General features: G+C 56.3%; 18 protein-coding genes and 1 tRNA gene. 14 read left to right on the forward strand and 5 right to left on the reverse strand.

Annotation, left to right across the window (positions count from 1 at the left end; translation table 11 throughout):
• The first annotated feature begins 28 nt into the window (after nucleotides 1–28).
• The 5 genes from GOW93_RS04405 (at nucleotide 29) to GOW93_RS04425 (ending at nucleotide 2473) form a co-directional block, all read left to right on the forward strand.
• A complete protein-coding gene (locus GOW93_RS04405; protein WP_170381912.1) occupies nucleotides 29–481 on the forward strand; it encodes a hypothetical protein in 453 nt (150 codons plus the stop codon).
• A gap of 69 nt (nucleotides 482–550) precedes the next feature.
• Nucleotides 551–1030 (forward strand): UPF0262 family protein, encoded by a 480-nt coding sequence (locus tag GOW93_RS04410; RefSeq protein WP_170381913.1) that lies wholly within the window; start codon nucleotides 551–553, stop codon nucleotides 1028–1030.
• Nucleotides 1031–1033: 3 nt separating this feature from the next.
• Entirely contained in the window at nucleotides 1034–1486 is a 453-nt protein-coding gene (locus GOW93_RS04415) for a low molecular weight phosphatase family protein (RefSeq protein WP_170381914.1), read from the forward strand.
• Between the two features lie 2 nt (nucleotides 1487–1488).
• On the forward strand, nucleotides 1489–1887 hold the full coding sequence (locus GOW93_RS04420) for a ketosteroid isomerase-related protein (protein WP_170381915.1): 399 nt from the start codon (nucleotides 1489–1491) through the stop codon (nucleotides 1885–1887).
• Nucleotides 1880–2473 carry a GNAT family N-acetyltransferase gene (locus GOW93_RS04425; protein ID WP_170381916.1) on the forward strand — a complete coding sequence of 198 codons (594 nt, stop codon included), beginning with the start codon at nucleotides 1880–1882 and terminating at the stop codon, nucleotides 2471–2473. Before GOW93_RS04420 ends, GOW93_RS04425 begins: the two co-directional genes overlap by 8 nt.
• Before the next feature lie 78 nt (nucleotides 2474–2551).
• Here the strand turns inward: GOW93_RS04425 and GOW93_RS04430 are convergent, their stop codons facing one another.
• Entirely contained in the window at nucleotides 2552–3187 is a 636-nt protein-coding gene (locus GOW93_RS04430; protein ID WP_170381917.1) for a pilus assembly protein N-terminal domain-containing protein, read from the reverse strand.
• A gap of 264 nt (nucleotides 3188–3451) precedes the next feature.
• Between GOW93_RS04430 and GOW93_RS04435 the strand changes: the two genes are divergently transcribed.
• From GOW93_RS04435 to istB, 8 genes are all read left to right on the forward strand, one after another.
• Nucleotides 3452–4327 carry a carbon-nitrogen hydrolase family protein gene (locus GOW93_RS04435; protein ID WP_170381918.1) on the forward strand — a complete coding sequence of 292 codons (876 nt, stop codon included), beginning with the start codon at nucleotides 3452–3454 and terminating at the stop codon, nucleotides 4325–4327.
• A gap of 91 nt (nucleotides 4328–4418) precedes the next feature.
• On the forward strand, nucleotides 4419–4637 hold the full coding sequence (gene infA / locus GOW93_RS04440) for a translation initiation factor IF-1 (RefSeq protein WP_005978431.1): 219 nt from the start codon (nucleotides 4419–4421) through the stop codon (nucleotides 4635–4637).
• An 11-nt stretch (nucleotides 4638–4648) separates the two neighbouring features.
• Nucleotides 4649–5227, forward strand: a complete 579-nt coding sequence (locus tag GOW93_RS04445; RefSeq protein WP_170381919.1) for a Maf family protein — start codon at nucleotides 4649–4651, stop codon at nucleotides 5225–5227.
• Nucleotides 5224–6246: a ribonuclease E/G gene (locus tag GOW93_RS04450; protein WP_170381920.1), complete on the forward strand. Its 1023-nt coding sequence runs from the start codon at nucleotides 5224–5226 to the stop codon at nucleotides 6244–6246. Before GOW93_RS04445 ends, GOW93_RS04450 begins: the two co-directional genes overlap by 4 nt.
• Nucleotides 6243–6425, forward strand: a complete 183-nt coding sequence (locus tag GOW93_RS04455) for a DNA gyrase inhibitor YacG (RefSeq protein WP_170381921.1) — start codon at nucleotides 6243–6245, stop codon at nucleotides 6423–6425. The genes GOW93_RS04450 and GOW93_RS04455 overlap by 4 nt, the downstream gene beginning before the upstream one ends.
• Before the next feature lie 79 nt (nucleotides 6426–6504).
• A tRNA-Phe gene (locus tag GOW93_RS04460) sits at nucleotides 6505–6579 on the forward strand.
• A gap of 165 nt (nucleotides 6580–6744) precedes the next feature.
• A complete protein-coding gene (istA, locus tag GOW93_RS04465; protein WP_170381922.1) occupies nucleotides 6745–8232 on the forward strand; it encodes an IS21 family transposase in 1488 nt (495 codons plus the stop codon).
• Entirely contained in the window at nucleotides 8229–8984 is a 756-nt protein-coding gene (gene istB, locus GOW93_RS04470) for an IS21-like element helper ATPase IstB (RefSeq protein ID WP_170381923.1), read from the forward strand. The genes istA and istB overlap by 4 nt, the downstream gene beginning before the upstream one ends.
• 323 nt (nucleotides 8985–9307) lie before the next feature.
• Here the strand turns inward: istB and GOW93_RS04475 are convergent, their stop codons facing one another.
• Genes GOW93_RS04475 through GOW93_RS04490 form a run of 4 tightly spaced genes read right to left on the reverse strand, consistent with a single transcriptional unit; the run spans nucleotide 9308 to nucleotide 13130 of the window.
• Entirely contained in the window at nucleotides 9308–9928 is a 621-nt protein-coding gene (locus GOW93_RS04475) for an HAD family hydrolase (RefSeq protein ID WP_170381924.1), read from the reverse strand.
• A gap of 48 nt (nucleotides 9929–9976) precedes the next feature.
• Complete coding sequence (locus GOW93_RS04480) at nucleotides 9977–10996, reverse strand: glycoside hydrolase family 3 protein (RefSeq protein ID WP_170381925.1); 1020 nt, start codon at nucleotides 10994–10996, stop codon at nucleotides 9977–9979.
• A gap of 22 nt (nucleotides 10997–11018) precedes the next feature.
• On the reverse strand, nucleotides 11019–12392 hold the full coding sequence (locus tag GOW93_RS04485; protein WP_170381926.1) for an aspartate ammonia-lyase: 1374 nt from the start codon (nucleotides 12390–12392) through the stop codon (nucleotides 11019–11021).
• A 36-nt stretch (nucleotides 12393–12428) separates the two neighbouring features.
• Nucleotides 12429–13130 carry a hypothetical protein gene (locus tag GOW93_RS04490; RefSeq protein WP_170381927.1) on the reverse strand — a complete coding sequence of 234 codons (702 nt, stop codon included), beginning with the start codon at nucleotides 13128–13130 and terminating at the stop codon, nucleotides 12429–12431.
• Between the two features lie 250 nt (nucleotides 13131–13380).
• Between GOW93_RS04490 and GOW93_RS04495 the strand changes: the two genes are divergently transcribed.
• Nucleotides 13381–15183, forward strand: a complete 1803-nt coding sequence (locus tag GOW93_RS04495; protein WP_170381928.1) for a thiamine pyrophosphate-binding protein — start codon at nucleotides 13381–13383, stop codon at nucleotides 15181–15183.
• Nucleotides 15184–15219: the final 36 nt, after the last annotated feature.

Raw genomic sequence — 15219 nt, forward strand, 5'->3', positions numbered from 1 at the left:
CCCCGGAGGAAATCGAAAGGCAAAGCGTATGGCGAATGGGGTTTTGGCTTTTCCTACTGAAAGCCCGGCGCTTGAAGAGATGTATCGCTTTGCATTTGAAAGTGATCTTGTGCCGCCGTGGTGGCCGGAAGATCAAAGGAAAGCATATCTTCAGGTTTTCGGAAAATCCACATTTTGGAGCCTGCCATTATTCAGCCTGGGCCCACCTATGCTATTCCACTTCATCTATCAGACTGATGAGTTCAAAAAAGCAGTGCCTCGCAACGAGCTTTACTCGATCCCACCGCGTTTCCGCAGTTTGTGGAATGATCCTGATATCTCGAAACTCGAATTTCTGGAGTGGCAGGACAAGATGTCGATTCACTTTTACGGTTCATGGTTCCGACGAATGTTTGCTGGAGTGCAAAGCTTCAATTCAGGTTCGCTGTTAGATCAATTGCTGAGAAAGCACAGAATTGATCCCTCGGAAAATCCGATCTGACTCATTCCCACGTTGTTCAATTATTTCGGTTGAGATAAGTCTGTTGCGACCTAAACGAGCCTGACGCCAATGAACCGCATTTCGCATATCGAACTTGATGATCGAAACTTGCCTCCGCCGACCCCTGAGATCGAGCAGGAGCGTAAGGTAGCCATCTATGATTTGCTGGAAGATAACAGCTTTACCCTACCCCAGCGGGAAGATCGTGTTGTGCCGGACGGGCCGTATCATATGCAGCTATCGATCCGCGACAAACGTCTGGTCTTTGACATCGCCACCGAAGCCGAAGAAAAAGCGGCCGAGTTTCACTTGTCGTTGGGGCCGTTCCGACAAGTGGTCAAAGATTACTTCCAGATCTGCGAAAGCTATTTCGACGCGGTGAAATCACTGCCGCCCAGCCAGATTGAAACCATCGACATGGCCCGGCGCGGGATTCACAACGAAGGCAGCCGTGTACTGCAGGAGAGATTGGAAGGAAAAGCCGAGATCGACAACGATACTGCTCGTCGCCTGTTCACGCTTATCTGCGTGCTGCACTTCGGGGGCTGACGGGTGACGTCTCTGCCGCAGTCAATCCTGTTCTGTTGCGACCACAATTCGGTTAGGTCTCCCATGGCCGAAGGTATCATGAAGAAATTCTATGGTACTGGCACTTATGTACAGTCCGCAGGTGTGCACAATGATCTTGAGATCGACGGCTTTTGCATTTCAGTCTGCCAAGAGATTGGCGTTGAACTTTCTCGCCACAGGACGCGCTCGTTTGATGAGATGGAGGAATGGGGCGATGACCTCAGTTCTTTTGACCTGGTGGTTGCCTTGTCACCCGCTAGCCAACGTCGCGCGCTGGAGCTGACCCGGATTTTTCACCTCGATGTCGATTATTGGCCAATAATGGACCCTACTGGGCTGGGCGAGACGCGCGAACAGAAGTTAAATCACTACCGACAGACCCGCGATCAGATCATCAAGCATCTGAAAGACCGCTGGGGCGAACCAACGGAGTGATCATGAACCAGACCGTCAAAACCTATTTCGAGGCTTTCAACGCCGGTGACGTTGATGGCATGATGGCCTGCCTGTCCGATGACGTGGCCCATCACGTGAACGAAGGCCAAATCCGCGTCGGCAAAGAAAAATTTGCTGCCTTTTGCGGCCACATGAATCGCTGCTACCGGGAAAACCTGACGGATATCGTGGTGTTCGAAGCCGAAGAGGGTACGCGCGCAGCGGCTGAGTTCATTGTAAATGGTACCTATCTGGAAACGGATGATGGCCTTCCGCAAGCGCGCGGCCAAACCTATCGGCTGCCTGCCGGGTCGTTCTTTGACCTGAAGGATGGCAAGATCACCCGCGTGACCACCTTCTACAATCTCGCTGACTGGACCAAGCAGGTCTCGAATGGCTGAGGTCTCCGCCGTCCGCCCCCTGACCGGAGCGGCATTGGAGAGCGCATTGGACGATGTTGCACGCCTGCGGATCGAGGTCTTTCGGGCGTGGCCGTACCTATACGACGGTGATCTCGAGTATGAGCGGAAGTATCTGCAATCCTACCGGGACAGCGAAAAGGCCATCGTGGTGGGTGCCTTCTACGGAGACCGCCTGATCGGGGCCTCGACCGGCGCTCCCTTGACCGACCACGCTGATGATTTCGCCGCGGCGTTCGAGGGCACTGGGCTGGATCTGTCCGAGATTTTCTACTGTGCCGAATCTGTTCTGTTGTCGGATTATCGGGGGCAGGGCGTTGGCCACAAGTTTTTCGATCTGCGCGAGGCGCACGCCCGTGCGCTGGGCTTCACAAAATGCGCCTTTTGCGGTGTTCAGCGTCCGGCGGATCACCCAATGCGACCGGAAAACTATCGCCCGCTGGACGCCTTCTGGCGCGCGCGGGGATACGAGCCTTTACTCGGTGCCATCGCGCAGTTTTCGTGGAAGGACATCGGCGAAGAGGGCGAGACACTGAAGCCGTTGCAATTCTGGGTCAGGGATCTGTGAGCACACTGTTTTCAGATCCTAAATCCGGATGCTTGTTAGCCCTTGATATCCTGTTCTCAGATCGAACCTCTGAGAGGGTTACTCGACGTCGTACATGTTCGGTTGGACTTCAATAGTCACATGCGTCTCGGCGTCGGAGTGACGCCATAGGGTCAGTGTCGTGGTTCCGGGTTCTCTGCCCAGAACGTAGATCCAGTTTTCAAATAGTATGACGGCATCGAGAATACTGCTGTCTTTGACGGACCAATCCTGAAACGGAACGTCGCTTCCTACAATAATTGCGCCGCTGGCTGGCAGGGGCACTGAATCTATGGTCCTGCCATTTCGAAGGGAAACTTCTTCAAGGATAGGCGTGTTTGGTAGGGGCAATGAAGATTGGGTGTCAGATGCGACGGCGTTTTGAAGCACAACAATATCAACATTGTTCATGCTGAAATCGCCATAAAAAACTGAGAGGGTTGTGCGACCAGGGCGCAAACCCGACAACGCAATTTTTTGGGATGACAAATTGGCTATGTCGGCGATTCTGGCATTGGCGATGGACGTTTCAACGAACCGCTCGGCACTTTCGAGAGTAATTGTGCTGTCTGGCGCGATGACTATGGCGGCAGAGGGGTTGCCGCGAAGAACCTGTAAGGTCTCGGCATTGGATGAAATTGGCGACCAAGCAGAGATTAGGGCTATCAAACAGAAAATAAATAGTTTTACTGGCATCTCTTCACTATTTTTGAACTAAAGGTGTTGGCGGAATATTTGGCGAACTATTGTTTCTCTAAAACTACAGGGCGCATTGGCTTTTCTGCAATGCTAATAATTTCGTGCTAAGACTATGCGAACGTATGCAACGCGTGCAAAAGGTTCGATCCGATATCGGAAGCGGTGACACCGGCTTGGGCTAAATTTTAAACCTAATTGAGGGATTCGATGGTGCTCTTCAGTCTTTAAGTTTGTACAAGACATGTTTCCAAGGAAGTAATGATGAAAGTCGCCACCGCCGCCTATAACCTCGACTGGCTCGACAGCTGGGCGCAGTATGAGGACAAGCTCGATCGCTGGGTTTCAGGCGCTGCCGGACAAGGGGCCGAACTTCTGGTTTTTCCCGAATACGGCGCAATGGAGTTGTCGACGCTGGACGGTCCAGAAGTGGCGGGCGATCTGGAGCGCTCGATCCGAGCTGTCTCGGATCGTATGGAAGATGCTCAAGCCCTGCTTCAACGTCTTGCGCGGGAATATAACACATACATTCTGGGCGCATCGGCCCCGGTCGTCGAAGGCCCGGGCCGCCCGGTGAACCGGGCCGCGTTTTATGCGCCGGATGGGCGGCAGGACCATCAGGACAAGCAGATCATGACCCGGTTCGAACGCGATGAGTGGGATATTGCCCCCGGAGGACCGCTGAAACTGTTTGATACCGCGCTGGGCAAGATCAGTGTTCTGATCTGCTATGACAGCGAGTTTCCCCTGCTGGGTCGTGCCCTCAGCGAGGCCGACCTGATCCTTGTTCCGTCCTGCACCGAGGCACTGGCAGGTTATTGGCGAGTGCGCATCGGGGCGATGTCGCGGGCGTTAGAAAATCAGTGTGTTACGGTCATGGCGTCTTTGGTCGGGAATAATGACTGGTCCGAGGCGGTGGACATGAACACTGGAACAGGTGGGATATTCGGCCCGCCCGACAAGGGCTTCCCACCGACCGGTGTGCTGGCCGAAGGCACCTTGAATAAGCCCGGATGGACTTATGCGGATGTCGACCTTTCGGCGATTGCCGAGGTCCGCGCAGATGGGCACGTGTTGAACCGCACCCACTGGGCGGAGCAATCCCCCAGAGTCGATTCAGTCACATTATCCACTCTTTAGGTGATTCTGGCCTTGAAATAAGCCCAAAATGGGCTCATTTAAGCGCACATCCCCGTAGATTCTGCGGGTGCAACTTAAATGTGGAGACAACATGGCCAAGGAAGATACGCTCGAATTTCCCGGTGTCGTGAAGGAACTCCTGCCTAATGCGACGTTTCGGGTCGAGCTGGAAAACGGCCATGAGATCATCGCACATACGGCAGGCAAGATGCGCAAGAACCGCATCCGTGTTCTGGCCGGCGACAAGGTTCAGGTCGAGATGACCCCTTATGATCTGACCAAGGGTCGGATCAACTACCGCTTCAAGTAACGCCTGCCGCAATGGCGTTTATCTTAGGATCGGGCAGCCCAAGGCGGCTGGACCTGCTGGCCCAGCTTGGCGTGCAGCCCGATGCAATCCGCGCGCCCGACGTTGATGAGACGCCTTTGAAAGGCGAGCTGCCGGTACCCTATTGCAGCCGTATCACGCGCTTAAAAGTGCAAGCGATTCAGGCGGGTAGCGACGATGTAACCCTTTGTGCCGATACTACGGTTGCGTTGGGCCGCCGCATTCTGGGCAAGCCGGAGGATATAGGGCAGGCAGCGGAATTCCTGCATGCCCTGTCAGGTCGGCGGCACCGTGTGATTACCTCCGTCGCGGTCCGGCGTGGGGATCGCGTGCTGCAACGGGACGTGGTGTCTCAGGTCAAAATTAAACGACTGTCAGATGTTGAGATCAACGCATATCTAGCGACCGGAGACTGGCAGGGCAAAGCAGGTGCATATGCCATTCAAGGCCCGGCTGGTGCGTTCATCCCATGGATTTCAGGATCGTTTACCGGCATCGTAGGTCTGCCTTTGTCTGAAACAGCCGCCCTTTTGCAGGGCATCGGCTATCCCCTGTATTGTGAGGCGTCATGAAGGGTTGCACCATCGTTCTGGACCATATCGACAACCGCGAAGCCGCTGCCCTGATGGTGGATGGTAAGTTGGATGATTTTCTGATCGCAGGTGATGCTCCCGCACCAGGTACAATCTATCGCGCTCGCGCTGACCGTCCAGTGAAGGGGCAGGGCGGTATGTTCCTGACAACGCCAGACGGCCCGGCCTTTCTGCGCCAGATCAAGGGGTTGGCCCCCGGGTCCATGCTGTTGGTGCAGGTCACCGGATACGCTGAGCCGGGCAAGGCATTGCCAGTCACGGACCGGGTCTTGTTCAAAAGCCGCTATGCGATTGTCACACCTGACGCGCCGGGTCTGAATGTCTCGCGATCCATCCGCGACGAGGACGAGCGTGATCGCCTTCTTGAGATTGCACATGATTGCATGGACGACAGCGCCTATGGCCTGATTCTGCGTTCTTGCTGTCTGGGTGAGGACGCGGGTGAAATTGCAGAAGACATCAGCGCCATGCTGGTCCATGCCGATCAGGTTTTGAATGATACGGGGACCGAACCCGAATTATTGCTGGAGGGCGATGGCCCTCATGTCCTGGCCTGGCGTGACTGGACCGACCCGGCCGAGGTGGTGACGCAGGACGGAGGGTTTGAAACGCAGGGCGTGCTGGATGCTTTGGACGTGGCGCGTGGTATATCCGAACCGCTTCCGGGTGGTGGTCATCTGTTTATTCAGTCCACACGCGCCTTGGTCGCGGTGGATGTGAACACCGGGTCCGACACGTCTCTGGCAGCCGGAACCAAAGCGAATTTCGCCTGCGCCAAGGCGCTGGCCCGTGCGCTGCGTGTGCGCGGATTGGGTGGGCAAATCACATTGGATCTGGCCCCGATGCCTAAGAAAGACCGTCGCGGGTTTGAATCTGCGCTGCGTGCTGCGTTCAAGGCGGATGGGATCGAGACCACTCTGGCTGGTTGGACCCCGTTGGGTCATTACGAATTGCAACGCAAACGCGGGCGCATTCCGTTGGCGGAGGTGCTGAGATGAACTGCCCGATCTGTGGCGAGGACACAGTGACCAAGTTCCGCCCCTTCTGCTCAAAACGCTGCGCAGACATCGATCTGGCCAAATGGTTGAACGGGTCATACGCTGTCCCGTCGCAGCGGGAAGAGGACTTGGAAGCGGATGTTTCCGAAGGTGAAACCGAACAACAGCGCCCGCATTGAAAAAATCTGAAAAAGCCTCTGGACACTGCCTGTAGCAAGTCATAGAAGGCCTCCACCCAACGATAAACATCGTTCCCGTGCCCGGGTAGCTCAGGGGTAGAGCAGTGGATTGAAAATCCTCGTGTCGGTGGTTCGATTCCGCCCCCGGGCACCACTCAAAATTATTCCCTCACTATTTCAGTCGTTTAAGTGCCGATTGAGAACGGCGGTGAGAAAGTCGACCACGGTAGCGGCGGGATGACCCTGCTGCGGGCGGCGTAAAAGTCGTCCATCTTTGCCCTTCTTTTCGTAACGGAGGGGGGGCGGGAGGATCTTTTCCGTGGATTTGTATCGTAAAGTTCGTCTGGCCTGTGCCGAGGGCATGAGCCAGCGAGAAGCGGCCCGGCATTTCGGGATATCTCGTGACAGCGTTCGCAAGATCTTGGCGTTTTCGGTCCCGCCCGGCTACCGGCGGTCAGCACCGATCCGGCGGCCCAAGCTGGATGGGTTCACCGGGATCATCGATCAATGGCTGTCAGAAGATCGGCAGCGACCGCGCAAACAGCGGCATACGGCCAAGCGGATCTTCGAACGCCTGCGCGATGAGCATGGCTTCGAGGGTGGTTACACCATCATCAAGGATTATGTTCGGGAACACGGTCGACGGCATCGCGAGATGTTCGTGCCGCTTAACCATGCACCCGGCCATGCTCAGGCCGACTTCGGCGAAGCGATTGTTGTGATCGGTGGCATTGAACAGAAGGCCCACTTCTTTGCCTTGGATCTGCCGCACAGCGACGCCTGCTACGTCCGGGCCTATCCGGCGGCGACCGCAGAGGCCTGGATGGATGGCCACGTCCATGCCTTTGGGTTTTTCGGGGCGGTTCCGCAGTCGATCCTGTACGACAACGACCGGTGCCTTGTGGCGAAGATCGAGCCCGACGGAACTCGCAGACGCGCGCGGCTGTTCAGCGAGATGCTGTCCCACTACGTGATCCGGGACCGCTACGGGCGTCCCGGCAAGGGCAACGACAAGGGGTCCGTCGAAGGGCTGGTTGGCTATTCCCGGCGCAACTTCATGGTGCCGGTCCCGAGTTTTCCGACTTGGGATGCCTTCAACAACTGGCTCGAAGAGCAGTGCCGTAAGCGCCAAAACGACAAGCTGCGCGGGCACAATGAGACGATTGGAGAGCGACTTCAACGCGATCTGGAGATCATGGCGCCGCTTCCCGCCCGGTCTTTCGAAGCCTGTGACCAGGCAACGGGTCGGGTCAGTTCGCTCGCGTTGGTACGTTACAAGACCAATGATTATTCCGTACCGGTTGCCTTTGGACAACGCGATGTCTGGATCCGCGCCTATGTCGACCGACTGGTGATCGGATGTGGCGGCGAGGTCATCGCGCGGCATGTTCGCAGCTACAACCGCGAGGACATGGTCTTCGATCCGGTTCATTACCTGCCGCTGATTGAGAAGAAGATAAACGCTTTCGAACAGGCAGCTCCGCTGGCCGGATGGGAGCTTCCCAAGGCGTTTGATACTCTTCAGAAGCTAATGGAGGCACGCATGCTGAAAGCCGGACGGCGCGAATACGTGCAGGTCCTACGGCTGCTCGAAAGCTTCGAGATGGAGGAGGTTCATGCTGCCGTGAAGACGGCTCTCCAGATGGGTGCGATCAGTTTTGATGCCGTGAAGCATCTGGTGCTGTGTCGGGTGGAGCGGCGGCCGCCGAGGCTCGATCTGGATGTCTACCCGTTCCTGCCACGGGCCAAGGTGGCGACGACATCACCGGCCAGCTACATGTGCCTGACAACAGGTGCCTCGACATGACGGAGACACCACAGATCCTGCTGAACCACCAACTCAAGAAGCTGAAGCTGCCGACCATCCTGCGGGAATACGACAAACAGGCTCGGCTCTGCGCTGCCGAAGGGAGAGATCACGTCCAGTTCCTGGCCCGTCTGATCGAGCTCGAACTCATCGACCGGGAGCGGCGGATGATCGAACGCCGGATCAAGGCCGCGAAATTCCCGGCGACCAAGAGCCTTGATAGCTTCGATTTTGCCGCGATCCCTTCTTTGAACAAGATGCAGGTCCTGGAGTTGGCGCGTGGTGAATGGATCGACCGCGGAGAGAACGTCATCGCTCTCGGCCCCAGCGGCACCGGTAAGACCCACGTGGCGCTCGGCCTCGGTCTGGCCGCCTGCCAGAAAGGCCTGGCGGTTCGCTTTACTACTGCCGCGGCCATCGTGCACGAGTTGATGGAAGCCCGCGACGAGCGCCAGCTCCTGCGCCTTCAGAAACAGCTGGTGAAGCAGAAGCTCCTGATCATCGACGAGTTGGGCTTCGTGCCCCTCAGCAAAACCGGCGCCGAACTGTTGTTCGAACTGATCTCTCAGCGATACGAGCGCGGCTCGATCCTGATCACCTCGAACCTGCCCTTCGATGAATGGACCGAAACATTCGGATCGGAGCGCCTCACTGGTGCCTTGCTCGACCGGCTGACCCACCACGTCAGCATTCTGGAGATGAACGGAGAAAGCTATCGCCTGGCACAGAGCAGGGCCCGGCAGAACTCCTAAGGCACAGAAGAGATTGGTCCTGACGGACCAAGACGCCTTGGCAACCGCCAGCTATTTGGGAGCGCGTTTGCCAAGGCGCCGGTCACCCAAACAGTGGACGACTTTTGCTCCGCCCAATGGCAGACTTTCTCACCGCCGTTGACAAATTTTTGAGCGATACGATTGTTGCACTGCTTGACACAAAGCAAATGCAATTAACCACTTAACTTTCAATACACCTGAAATGTGGGCGGAAAGCAGACATTCGCTGCGCTTAGTGCCAATGACATAGAAGGTACCTGAATAGTAGTAAGCGCATGGCGAGGTATGATTCACTCAGATTTTTACTGTATCGTTGACGGCCCAACCACTTCGAACACCGCCAATTCCGCTGACAAGGCAGATCGAATACCGGAAACAGAATCTTCGAAGGCGCATGCACGTTGGGCTACGACGTCAAGCCTTCGAAGTGTCTCATTGTAGGGGAGGGGATCAGGTTTGCCTCGTGGCAGGTCTGCACCCGACACGCAAAGCTCCACTTGCTGCTGAATGGATAGAAACTCGATCGCGCTATGAATATGGCGCATCGGTGATGAGGAACAGATCGCAATACGCACGCCGCTGTCGTGTAGGGATCGTAGGAAATCTGCGGCACCTTCAACGGGCGTGCGATGCCCAGGCAGAAGCAGATCTGCCCGGGCACCAATTTTGTTGCCGATTTCCTCGTGCTCCTGAGCATTCAATGACCGACCAAATGCGTCATCAAGAAACCCCTTTAAGCCCCGGCCAATATGCGCATGAAATAGGGATGGATCGACCTGGATATCGTAAGATGCAAGAACCTCTCGCTTGGCGCGTTCCCACACATGTTCGGAATGCACCAGCGTTCCATCCAGATCGAAAATGGCGGCATCGAACGAGCTGAAATCCACGGATGTATCATCGAACGAAATGCGCTTTACCATTGGCTCGAGGCTCCTCAATGAGTTATTGAATGCGGCACCAGAGCGAGATCAATCAGTCGCGTATCGGTTCGCCAGATCACGCATCTTCTGCGCAGAGCTTGCCAGCATCTCACGCGAGATCTCACCGGTTTCTGCGGCGCTTACCAAGGCTTTGGACACATCGCTTAGCTGCGTGTCGATGTCTGCGAGAAGCAGGAAATCGCAGCCCGCCTTCACGGCGTCCAGGGCCACCTCTTCAATGCTGTCGCCGCGCATCGTGGCCTTGGAATCCAGATCGTCCGCCATCACGATCCCTTTGTAGCGAAGGTCAAGTTTGAGGATATCCACCACTGACTTCGACCGCAGAGCCGAGCGCGATGGATCGAGCGCTTTGTTGATGGCGGGCCCAACCATGATCATTTCCACATCCGAAGCGATCACGTCGTTGAACGGACCAAAGCCCGGCAGATAGCTGTTCGCGTCGTCTACGACAATCGCCTCGGGATCAATGGCTGGATCGCCGGTGATGTTGTGGAAGCCGGGGAAGTGCTTTGCCGTCGCGGCGACACCTGCTCTCTGCACGCCGCGCACGTACGCGGCGGATACACGGCCAACAATTTCTGGATCGGTCGAGTAAGTGCGGCCTTCGAGCCAGGGGTTCACGCCCGTCAGCAGGTCAACGATCGGTGCCAGAAAGACGTTCACGCCAAGCTCTTGGCTGGCTTTTGCAACTTCATATGCGTTCTCTTCCACCTCGTCGCTGCTCATTTCAATGAGGGCACTGTTCGAGGGGAACTGCGGAACGAGATCGTGCATTCGGCAAATCCCGCCCAGCTCTTGATCCACCGCGACCAGCAGATCGCTGGTCAGCGCTTTCGCGCTGCCCACCAGTGATGTGAATGTCTCGGGTGTTTCTTTGGCACGGCGCTCATCGGTCATCTTCCGTGCAACATATTCTTCGCGGCTTTCCCCGACGAGGATCGAAATGCCGCCTTCATCAAGGAAGCGTTTGCAGGCGTCGCTTAACTCGGTTGAGGCGAAGGCCGGGAAGATGATGGCGTTTGCGTCTTCCTGAAGCGTGTAGGACATGTGATTTCCTCTTTGGGTGTGTTTAATAGGCGAAGATCGTTGCGAGCTGTTCGTCGGTAAGCCCGCTCATTTCTTTGGCGACATCGCGTAACTGACGATTTTCCGCCGTTGCTTGTTTGGCGATCTTCGCGGCCCTTTCGTACCCGACGAGCGGAACCAGTGAAGCAGACAGGCAAAGGCTATCTGACAAAAGTTCACGACAGCGGTCTTCGTTCGCTGTGATGCCATCAATGCAGCGCGTCCGAAGGACATTCATCGCATTTGTCAAAGCGCGTATGGATTCCAAGACCTTGAAGGCCAAGATCGGCTCCATTGCATTTAACTGAAACTGACCAGATTCAGCGGCCATTGTGACCGTCAAATCGTTGCCGATCACCAGATAGGCAACCTGATTGACGACTTCGGGAATGACCGGGTTCACTTTGCCGGGCATGATGGATGAACCGGCCTGAACGGCGGGCAGATTGATCTCTCCTATACCGGCGCGTGGACCGCTGCTGAGCAAGCGCAGGTCGTTGCAGATCTTAGAAAGCTTGACCGAGGCGCGTTTCAGAATGCCCGAAAACGTCATCAAGGCACCGGTGTCAGAAGAGGCTTCGATCAAGTCCGCTGCGGTGACCAGAGGATACCCGGAGATTTTGGCAAGCTCGGATGCAACGGTTTCTTGATACCCGTCGGGCGTGTTGACGCCTGTTCCAATTGCCGTGCCGCCGATGTTCACCTCGACCAGTAATTGCGAGATCTCGTTTATCCGTCCCACATCTTCGCTGATCGTGGTGGCAAAGGCTTTGAACTCGGCGCCAAGTGTCATGGGAACGGCGTCTTGTAGCTGAGTTCGCCCGACTTTGGGGATTAAGGCAAACGCATCGGCCTTGCTGCGGAAGGACTCGATCAATAGGTTCTGCGCCGAGATCAGAGAACCACACTGTTCGAGGATCGCCAGACGAATGGCCGTTGGATAGGTGTCATTGGTCGACTGAGAAAGGTTTACGTGATCGATCGGGTGGACGACATGCGTGTCGCCAGCCATGTGTCCGAGCTTCAGATTGGCAAGGTTGGCGATGACCTCGTTCGCGTTCATGTTGGTCGAGGTTCCCGCCCCGCCCTGCACCATATCAACGACAAAGCTGTCGAGATGCTGCCCGGATAGGACCGCGTCGCAGGCGTCCACGATTGCCGAGCCGATCTCCTCCGAAAGACTACCAAGCCGCATGTTGGTGATGGCGGCGGCCTTCTTAACCTGCACGATACCGCGCACCAGCTCGGGGTAGGCAGACAGCATCGTTCCGGTGATTGGGAAGTTGTTCACGGCCCGTTGCGTGTGAACCCCAAACAGGGCGCTCGCAGAGATATCGAGCGCCCCTATTGAATCGGTTTCAGTTCTGACGTTGGTCATGCGCGGAGCCTTCGAAGGGGGACGCGGAGGGCCCGATCAGTCGACCGGGTGCAGCTCGATGGCCAGCCAGATGCTTTCCAGATCCGTGTAATAACGGTGCCATGGATAGGTCCACTCGTTCTCACCGGTCACGATGCAGAACGGCTCGTGGGTGAAGCCCGGTGCCATGATCACGTCTTCATAGACGGTTGCAGCATCCCGCTCGCGGAACTTCTGCATGCGGCCATATCCGTGGATCTGGGTGTGAACCTCAAGGAACGGGTGCTCATTGTGGATGAAGCAATCCGTTTCGTTGGGCGACCACCAGCATTTCAGCTTGATCTCGAACTGCTGCGGTTTCCGAACATCGGTTCGCTCGCGTGTGAAAACGAACGGGTCTTCGGTGACAAAGCCAACGGAGTCGATCGAAGACATGAACAACGGTGTCTCGCGGGGGAACCCATTATAGATGTCACCAAACCAATCCCATCCACGCAGCATGACGCCGCCAAGCTGTTCAAGGTTTTCGATCTTCAAAACCGCAATACGATCTGCTTTGCGAACAGCATTGCCGCGCAAGGTGGCCGAGCGCCACGGTTGGATCGGTGTATCAACTTCGCCTTCGACATAGATGATGTCGGTGGACAAGTTCACGACGATCCCGTCTGCGATGTAGTTGTCGACGTTCTCGACAAGAATTGCGGACATGTATGCGTCGGCAAAGCAAAGGTCGCGCTGAGTGTTTGTGGCCTCGGTCATGTCTCACTCCATGTGTTTTCAAGTTCGAGTTTCTGTGAAAACAAACCTCACCACAATTTCGCACTGCTCTTTTACGTTGACGCACTGTGACGCGATAAGAGCGTAAATTCGCGACGCCGTTCCCGCGACTGCGAAATTGATTCATTCGCCCCCAGCGCTGATCGTGAAGTCAGACTTATCCTGCTTTGTCACCTGACACTCCGGATAAATGAACTGATGCACATCTGTGTGCTTCTGACAGGAGGAAAGAATGAAACTAACTGGCGGCGAAATTGTAGCGCAGGCCCTGACGAAATACGGCATTGAGTACATTGCCGGAATTCCGGGTCACGGGAACTGGAGCCTGACGGATGCGTTCTTGCAGGACGACTGCAACGTCAAAGTTATCCAAGTCATGCACGAGCAAAGCGCAATTCACATGGCCGATGGCTATTTCCGTGCTTCCGGAAAGCCAATGGCGGCCACCACGTCGGTTGGCCCGGGTGCGACGAACACCGTAATTGGCCTTGCGACCTGCTATGCGGACTCCACCTCGGTCTTCTATATCAACGGTTCGCCTTCGACCCATATGAAGGGCCACGGCGTCATGCAGGAAATCGAGCGCCAGCAAGACAACGCGTTTCCGCGGATCATGGAAGAAGTCACCAAGCGCTCGTATTCGGCTATTCGTGTCGAGGAAGTGCCCTTCCTGATGCACCGCGCCTTCAACACCATGCTGACGGGCCGTCCGGGTCCGGTGCATGTGGAACTGCCGATGGATCTTCAGTGTGAAACGGCAGAGGTCGAGATCCACGATCTGGACAAACGCATGCCGGTTGGTGTGGCTCACCCGGATCCGGAATCGATCAAACGTGCCGTCGAGCTGCTGCTGAGCGCCGAGCGCCCCGTGATCGTCGCCGGTGGTGGTGCTATTACTGCAAATGCCTCGAAAGTTTTGACCAAGCTTGCCGAACGTGTCGGTGCCGCTGTGTCCTTTACCTGGAACGGCAAGGGCGCCATCTCGGAAGATCACGAAATGTGCGTTGGCGCGATCGGGCAGACGGGTACAAGCTCGGGCAACGAAATCACCGCCGGTGCAGACGTTGTGATCTCGGTCGGATGCCGTTTCACCGACTGGTCGGCCTCTTCCTATGCCAAAGGCGTGACCTTCTCGTTCCCACCGGCCAAGCTGATCCACATCGATCTGGACCCGCATGAGATTGGTAAGAACTACCCGACCGAGGTTGGTATCGTCGCAGATGCGCGCGTGACGTTGGAAGCCATGCTGGATCAGATTACCGATCTGCAATCCTCGAAAGCGCTGACCAAACGCGAAGCCTTCCTGAAGGATGTTCAGGATGCCAAGGACCGCTGGGAAGCCCAGATTGCGCCGCGTCGGGATTCCACTGAGACGCCTTTCACGTCGCAGCACCCGCTGAAGATCCTGCGCGAGGTCTTGGACCGTGATGGCATCGTGACCGTAGGGTCCGGCAACACGCAAGGTGCAGTGAAGCAGTCCTTCCCCGTGTATGAACCGCGCACACACCTGACCTCGGGCTCGTTCTCGCCGATGGGGTGGGCGTATCCTGCTGCGCTTGGTGCGAAGCTTGCATGTCCTGACAAGCAAGTTGTTGCGATCATGGGTGACGGTGACTTCATGATGTGCGCCCCGGAAATGGGTGTCGCCATGATGCACAACATCCCTGTCGTTGCTCTGGTTCAGAACAATAGCGGCTACATGTCGATCCGCGGTGGTCAGCGTAAGTTCCAAGGTCGCCATGTAGCTTCCGAGTTCAACAACTATGCGGGCAATGGCGAACCCTATTCGGCCGACATCACCGACATGGCCAAGAGCTTTGGCATGCACGCAGTGAAAGTCGAAAAGAGCGAAGACCTGCGTGCGGCGCTTGAAGAAGCGCTAAACCTCGGCAAACCCGCTCTGGTCGAGGTCATCACATCGCGTGACGCTGCAGGCCCGTTCACACCCGGTTGGTGGGACTTCCCGTCGCCTGCTTATTACGAGAAAGAGCAGGAAGCCTACGCCGAGATGCGTGCCAAAGAACAGCACATGTAATCCCCAACTAAGGAGCCGCACATGTCTAAGAATGCG

It is taken from the genome of Ruegeria atlantica, from assembly GCF_013032455.1.
GTDB classification, from domain to species: Bacteria; Pseudomonadota; Alphaproteobacteria; order Rhodobacterales; family Rhodobacteraceae; genus Ruegeria; species Ruegeria atlantica_B.

What these genes read in the sequence shown, in the direction of transcription:
- GOW93_RS04435 (WP_170381918.1), top strand. Translation starts at nt 3,452, where the DNA reads ATGAAAGTCGCCACCGCCGCCTATAACCTCGACTGGCTCGACAGCTGG.
- GOW93_RS04430 (WP_170381917.1), bottom strand. Translation starts at nt 3,187, where the DNA reads ATGCCAGTAAAACTATTTATTTTCTGTTTGATAGCCCTAATCTCTGCT.
- GOW93_RS04495 (WP_170381928.1), top strand. Translation starts at nt 13,381, where the DNA reads ATGAAACTAACTGGCGGCGAAATTGTAGCGCAGGCCCTGACGAAATAC.
- GOW93_RS04425 (WP_170381916.1), top strand. Translation starts at nt 1,880, where the DNA reads ATGGCTGAGGTCTCCGCCGTCCGCCCCCTGACCGGAGCGGCATTGGAG.
- istB (WP_170381923.1), top strand. Translation starts at nt 8,229, where the DNA reads ATGACGGAGACACCACAGATCCTGCTGAACCACCAACTCAAGAAGCTG.
- GOW93_RS04445 (WP_170381919.1), top strand. Translation starts at nt 4,649, where the DNA reads ATGGCGTTTATCTTAGGATCGGGCAGCCCAAGGCGGCTGGACCTGCTG.
- GOW93_RS04490 (WP_170381927.1), bottom strand. Translation starts at nt 13,130, where the DNA reads ATGACCGAGGCCACAAACACTCAGCGCGACCTTTGCTTTGCCGACGCA.
- GOW93_RS04450 (WP_170381920.1), top strand. Translation starts at nt 5,224, where the DNA reads ATGAAGGGTTGCACCATCGTTCTGGACCATATCGACAACCGCGAAGCC.
- GOW93_RS04420 (WP_170381915.1), top strand. Translation starts at nt 1,489, where the DNA reads ATGAACCAGACCGTCAAAACCTATTTCGAGGCTTTCAACGCCGGTGAC.
- GOW93_RS04410 (WP_170381913.1), top strand. Translation starts at nt 551, where the DNA reads ATGAACCGCATTTCGCATATCGAACTTGATGATCGAAACTTGCCTCCG.
- GOW93_RS04485 (WP_170381926.1), bottom strand. Translation starts at nt 12,392, where the DNA reads ATGACCAACGTCAGAACTGAAACCGATTCAATAGGGGCGCTCGATATC.
- GOW93_RS04455 (WP_170381921.1), top strand. Translation starts at nt 6,243, where the DNA reads ATGAACTGCCCGATCTGTGGCGAGGACACAGTGACCAAGTTCCGCCCC.
- GOW93_RS04475 (WP_170381924.1), bottom strand. Translation starts at nt 9,928, where the DNA reads ATGGTAAAGCGCATTTCGTTCGATGATACATCCGTGGATTTCAGCTCG.
- GOW93_RS04480 (WP_170381925.1), bottom strand. Translation starts at nt 10,996, where the DNA reads ATGTCCTACACGCTTCAGGAAGACGCAAACGCCATCATCTTCCCGGCC.
- infA (WP_005978431.1), top strand. Translation starts at nt 4,419, where the DNA reads ATGGCCAAGGAAGATACGCTCGAATTTCCCGGTGTCGTGAAGGAACTC.
- GOW93_RS04405 (WP_170381912.1), top strand. Translation starts at nt 29, where the DNA reads ATGGCGAATGGGGTTTTGGCTTTTCCTACTGAAAGCCCGGCGCTTGAA.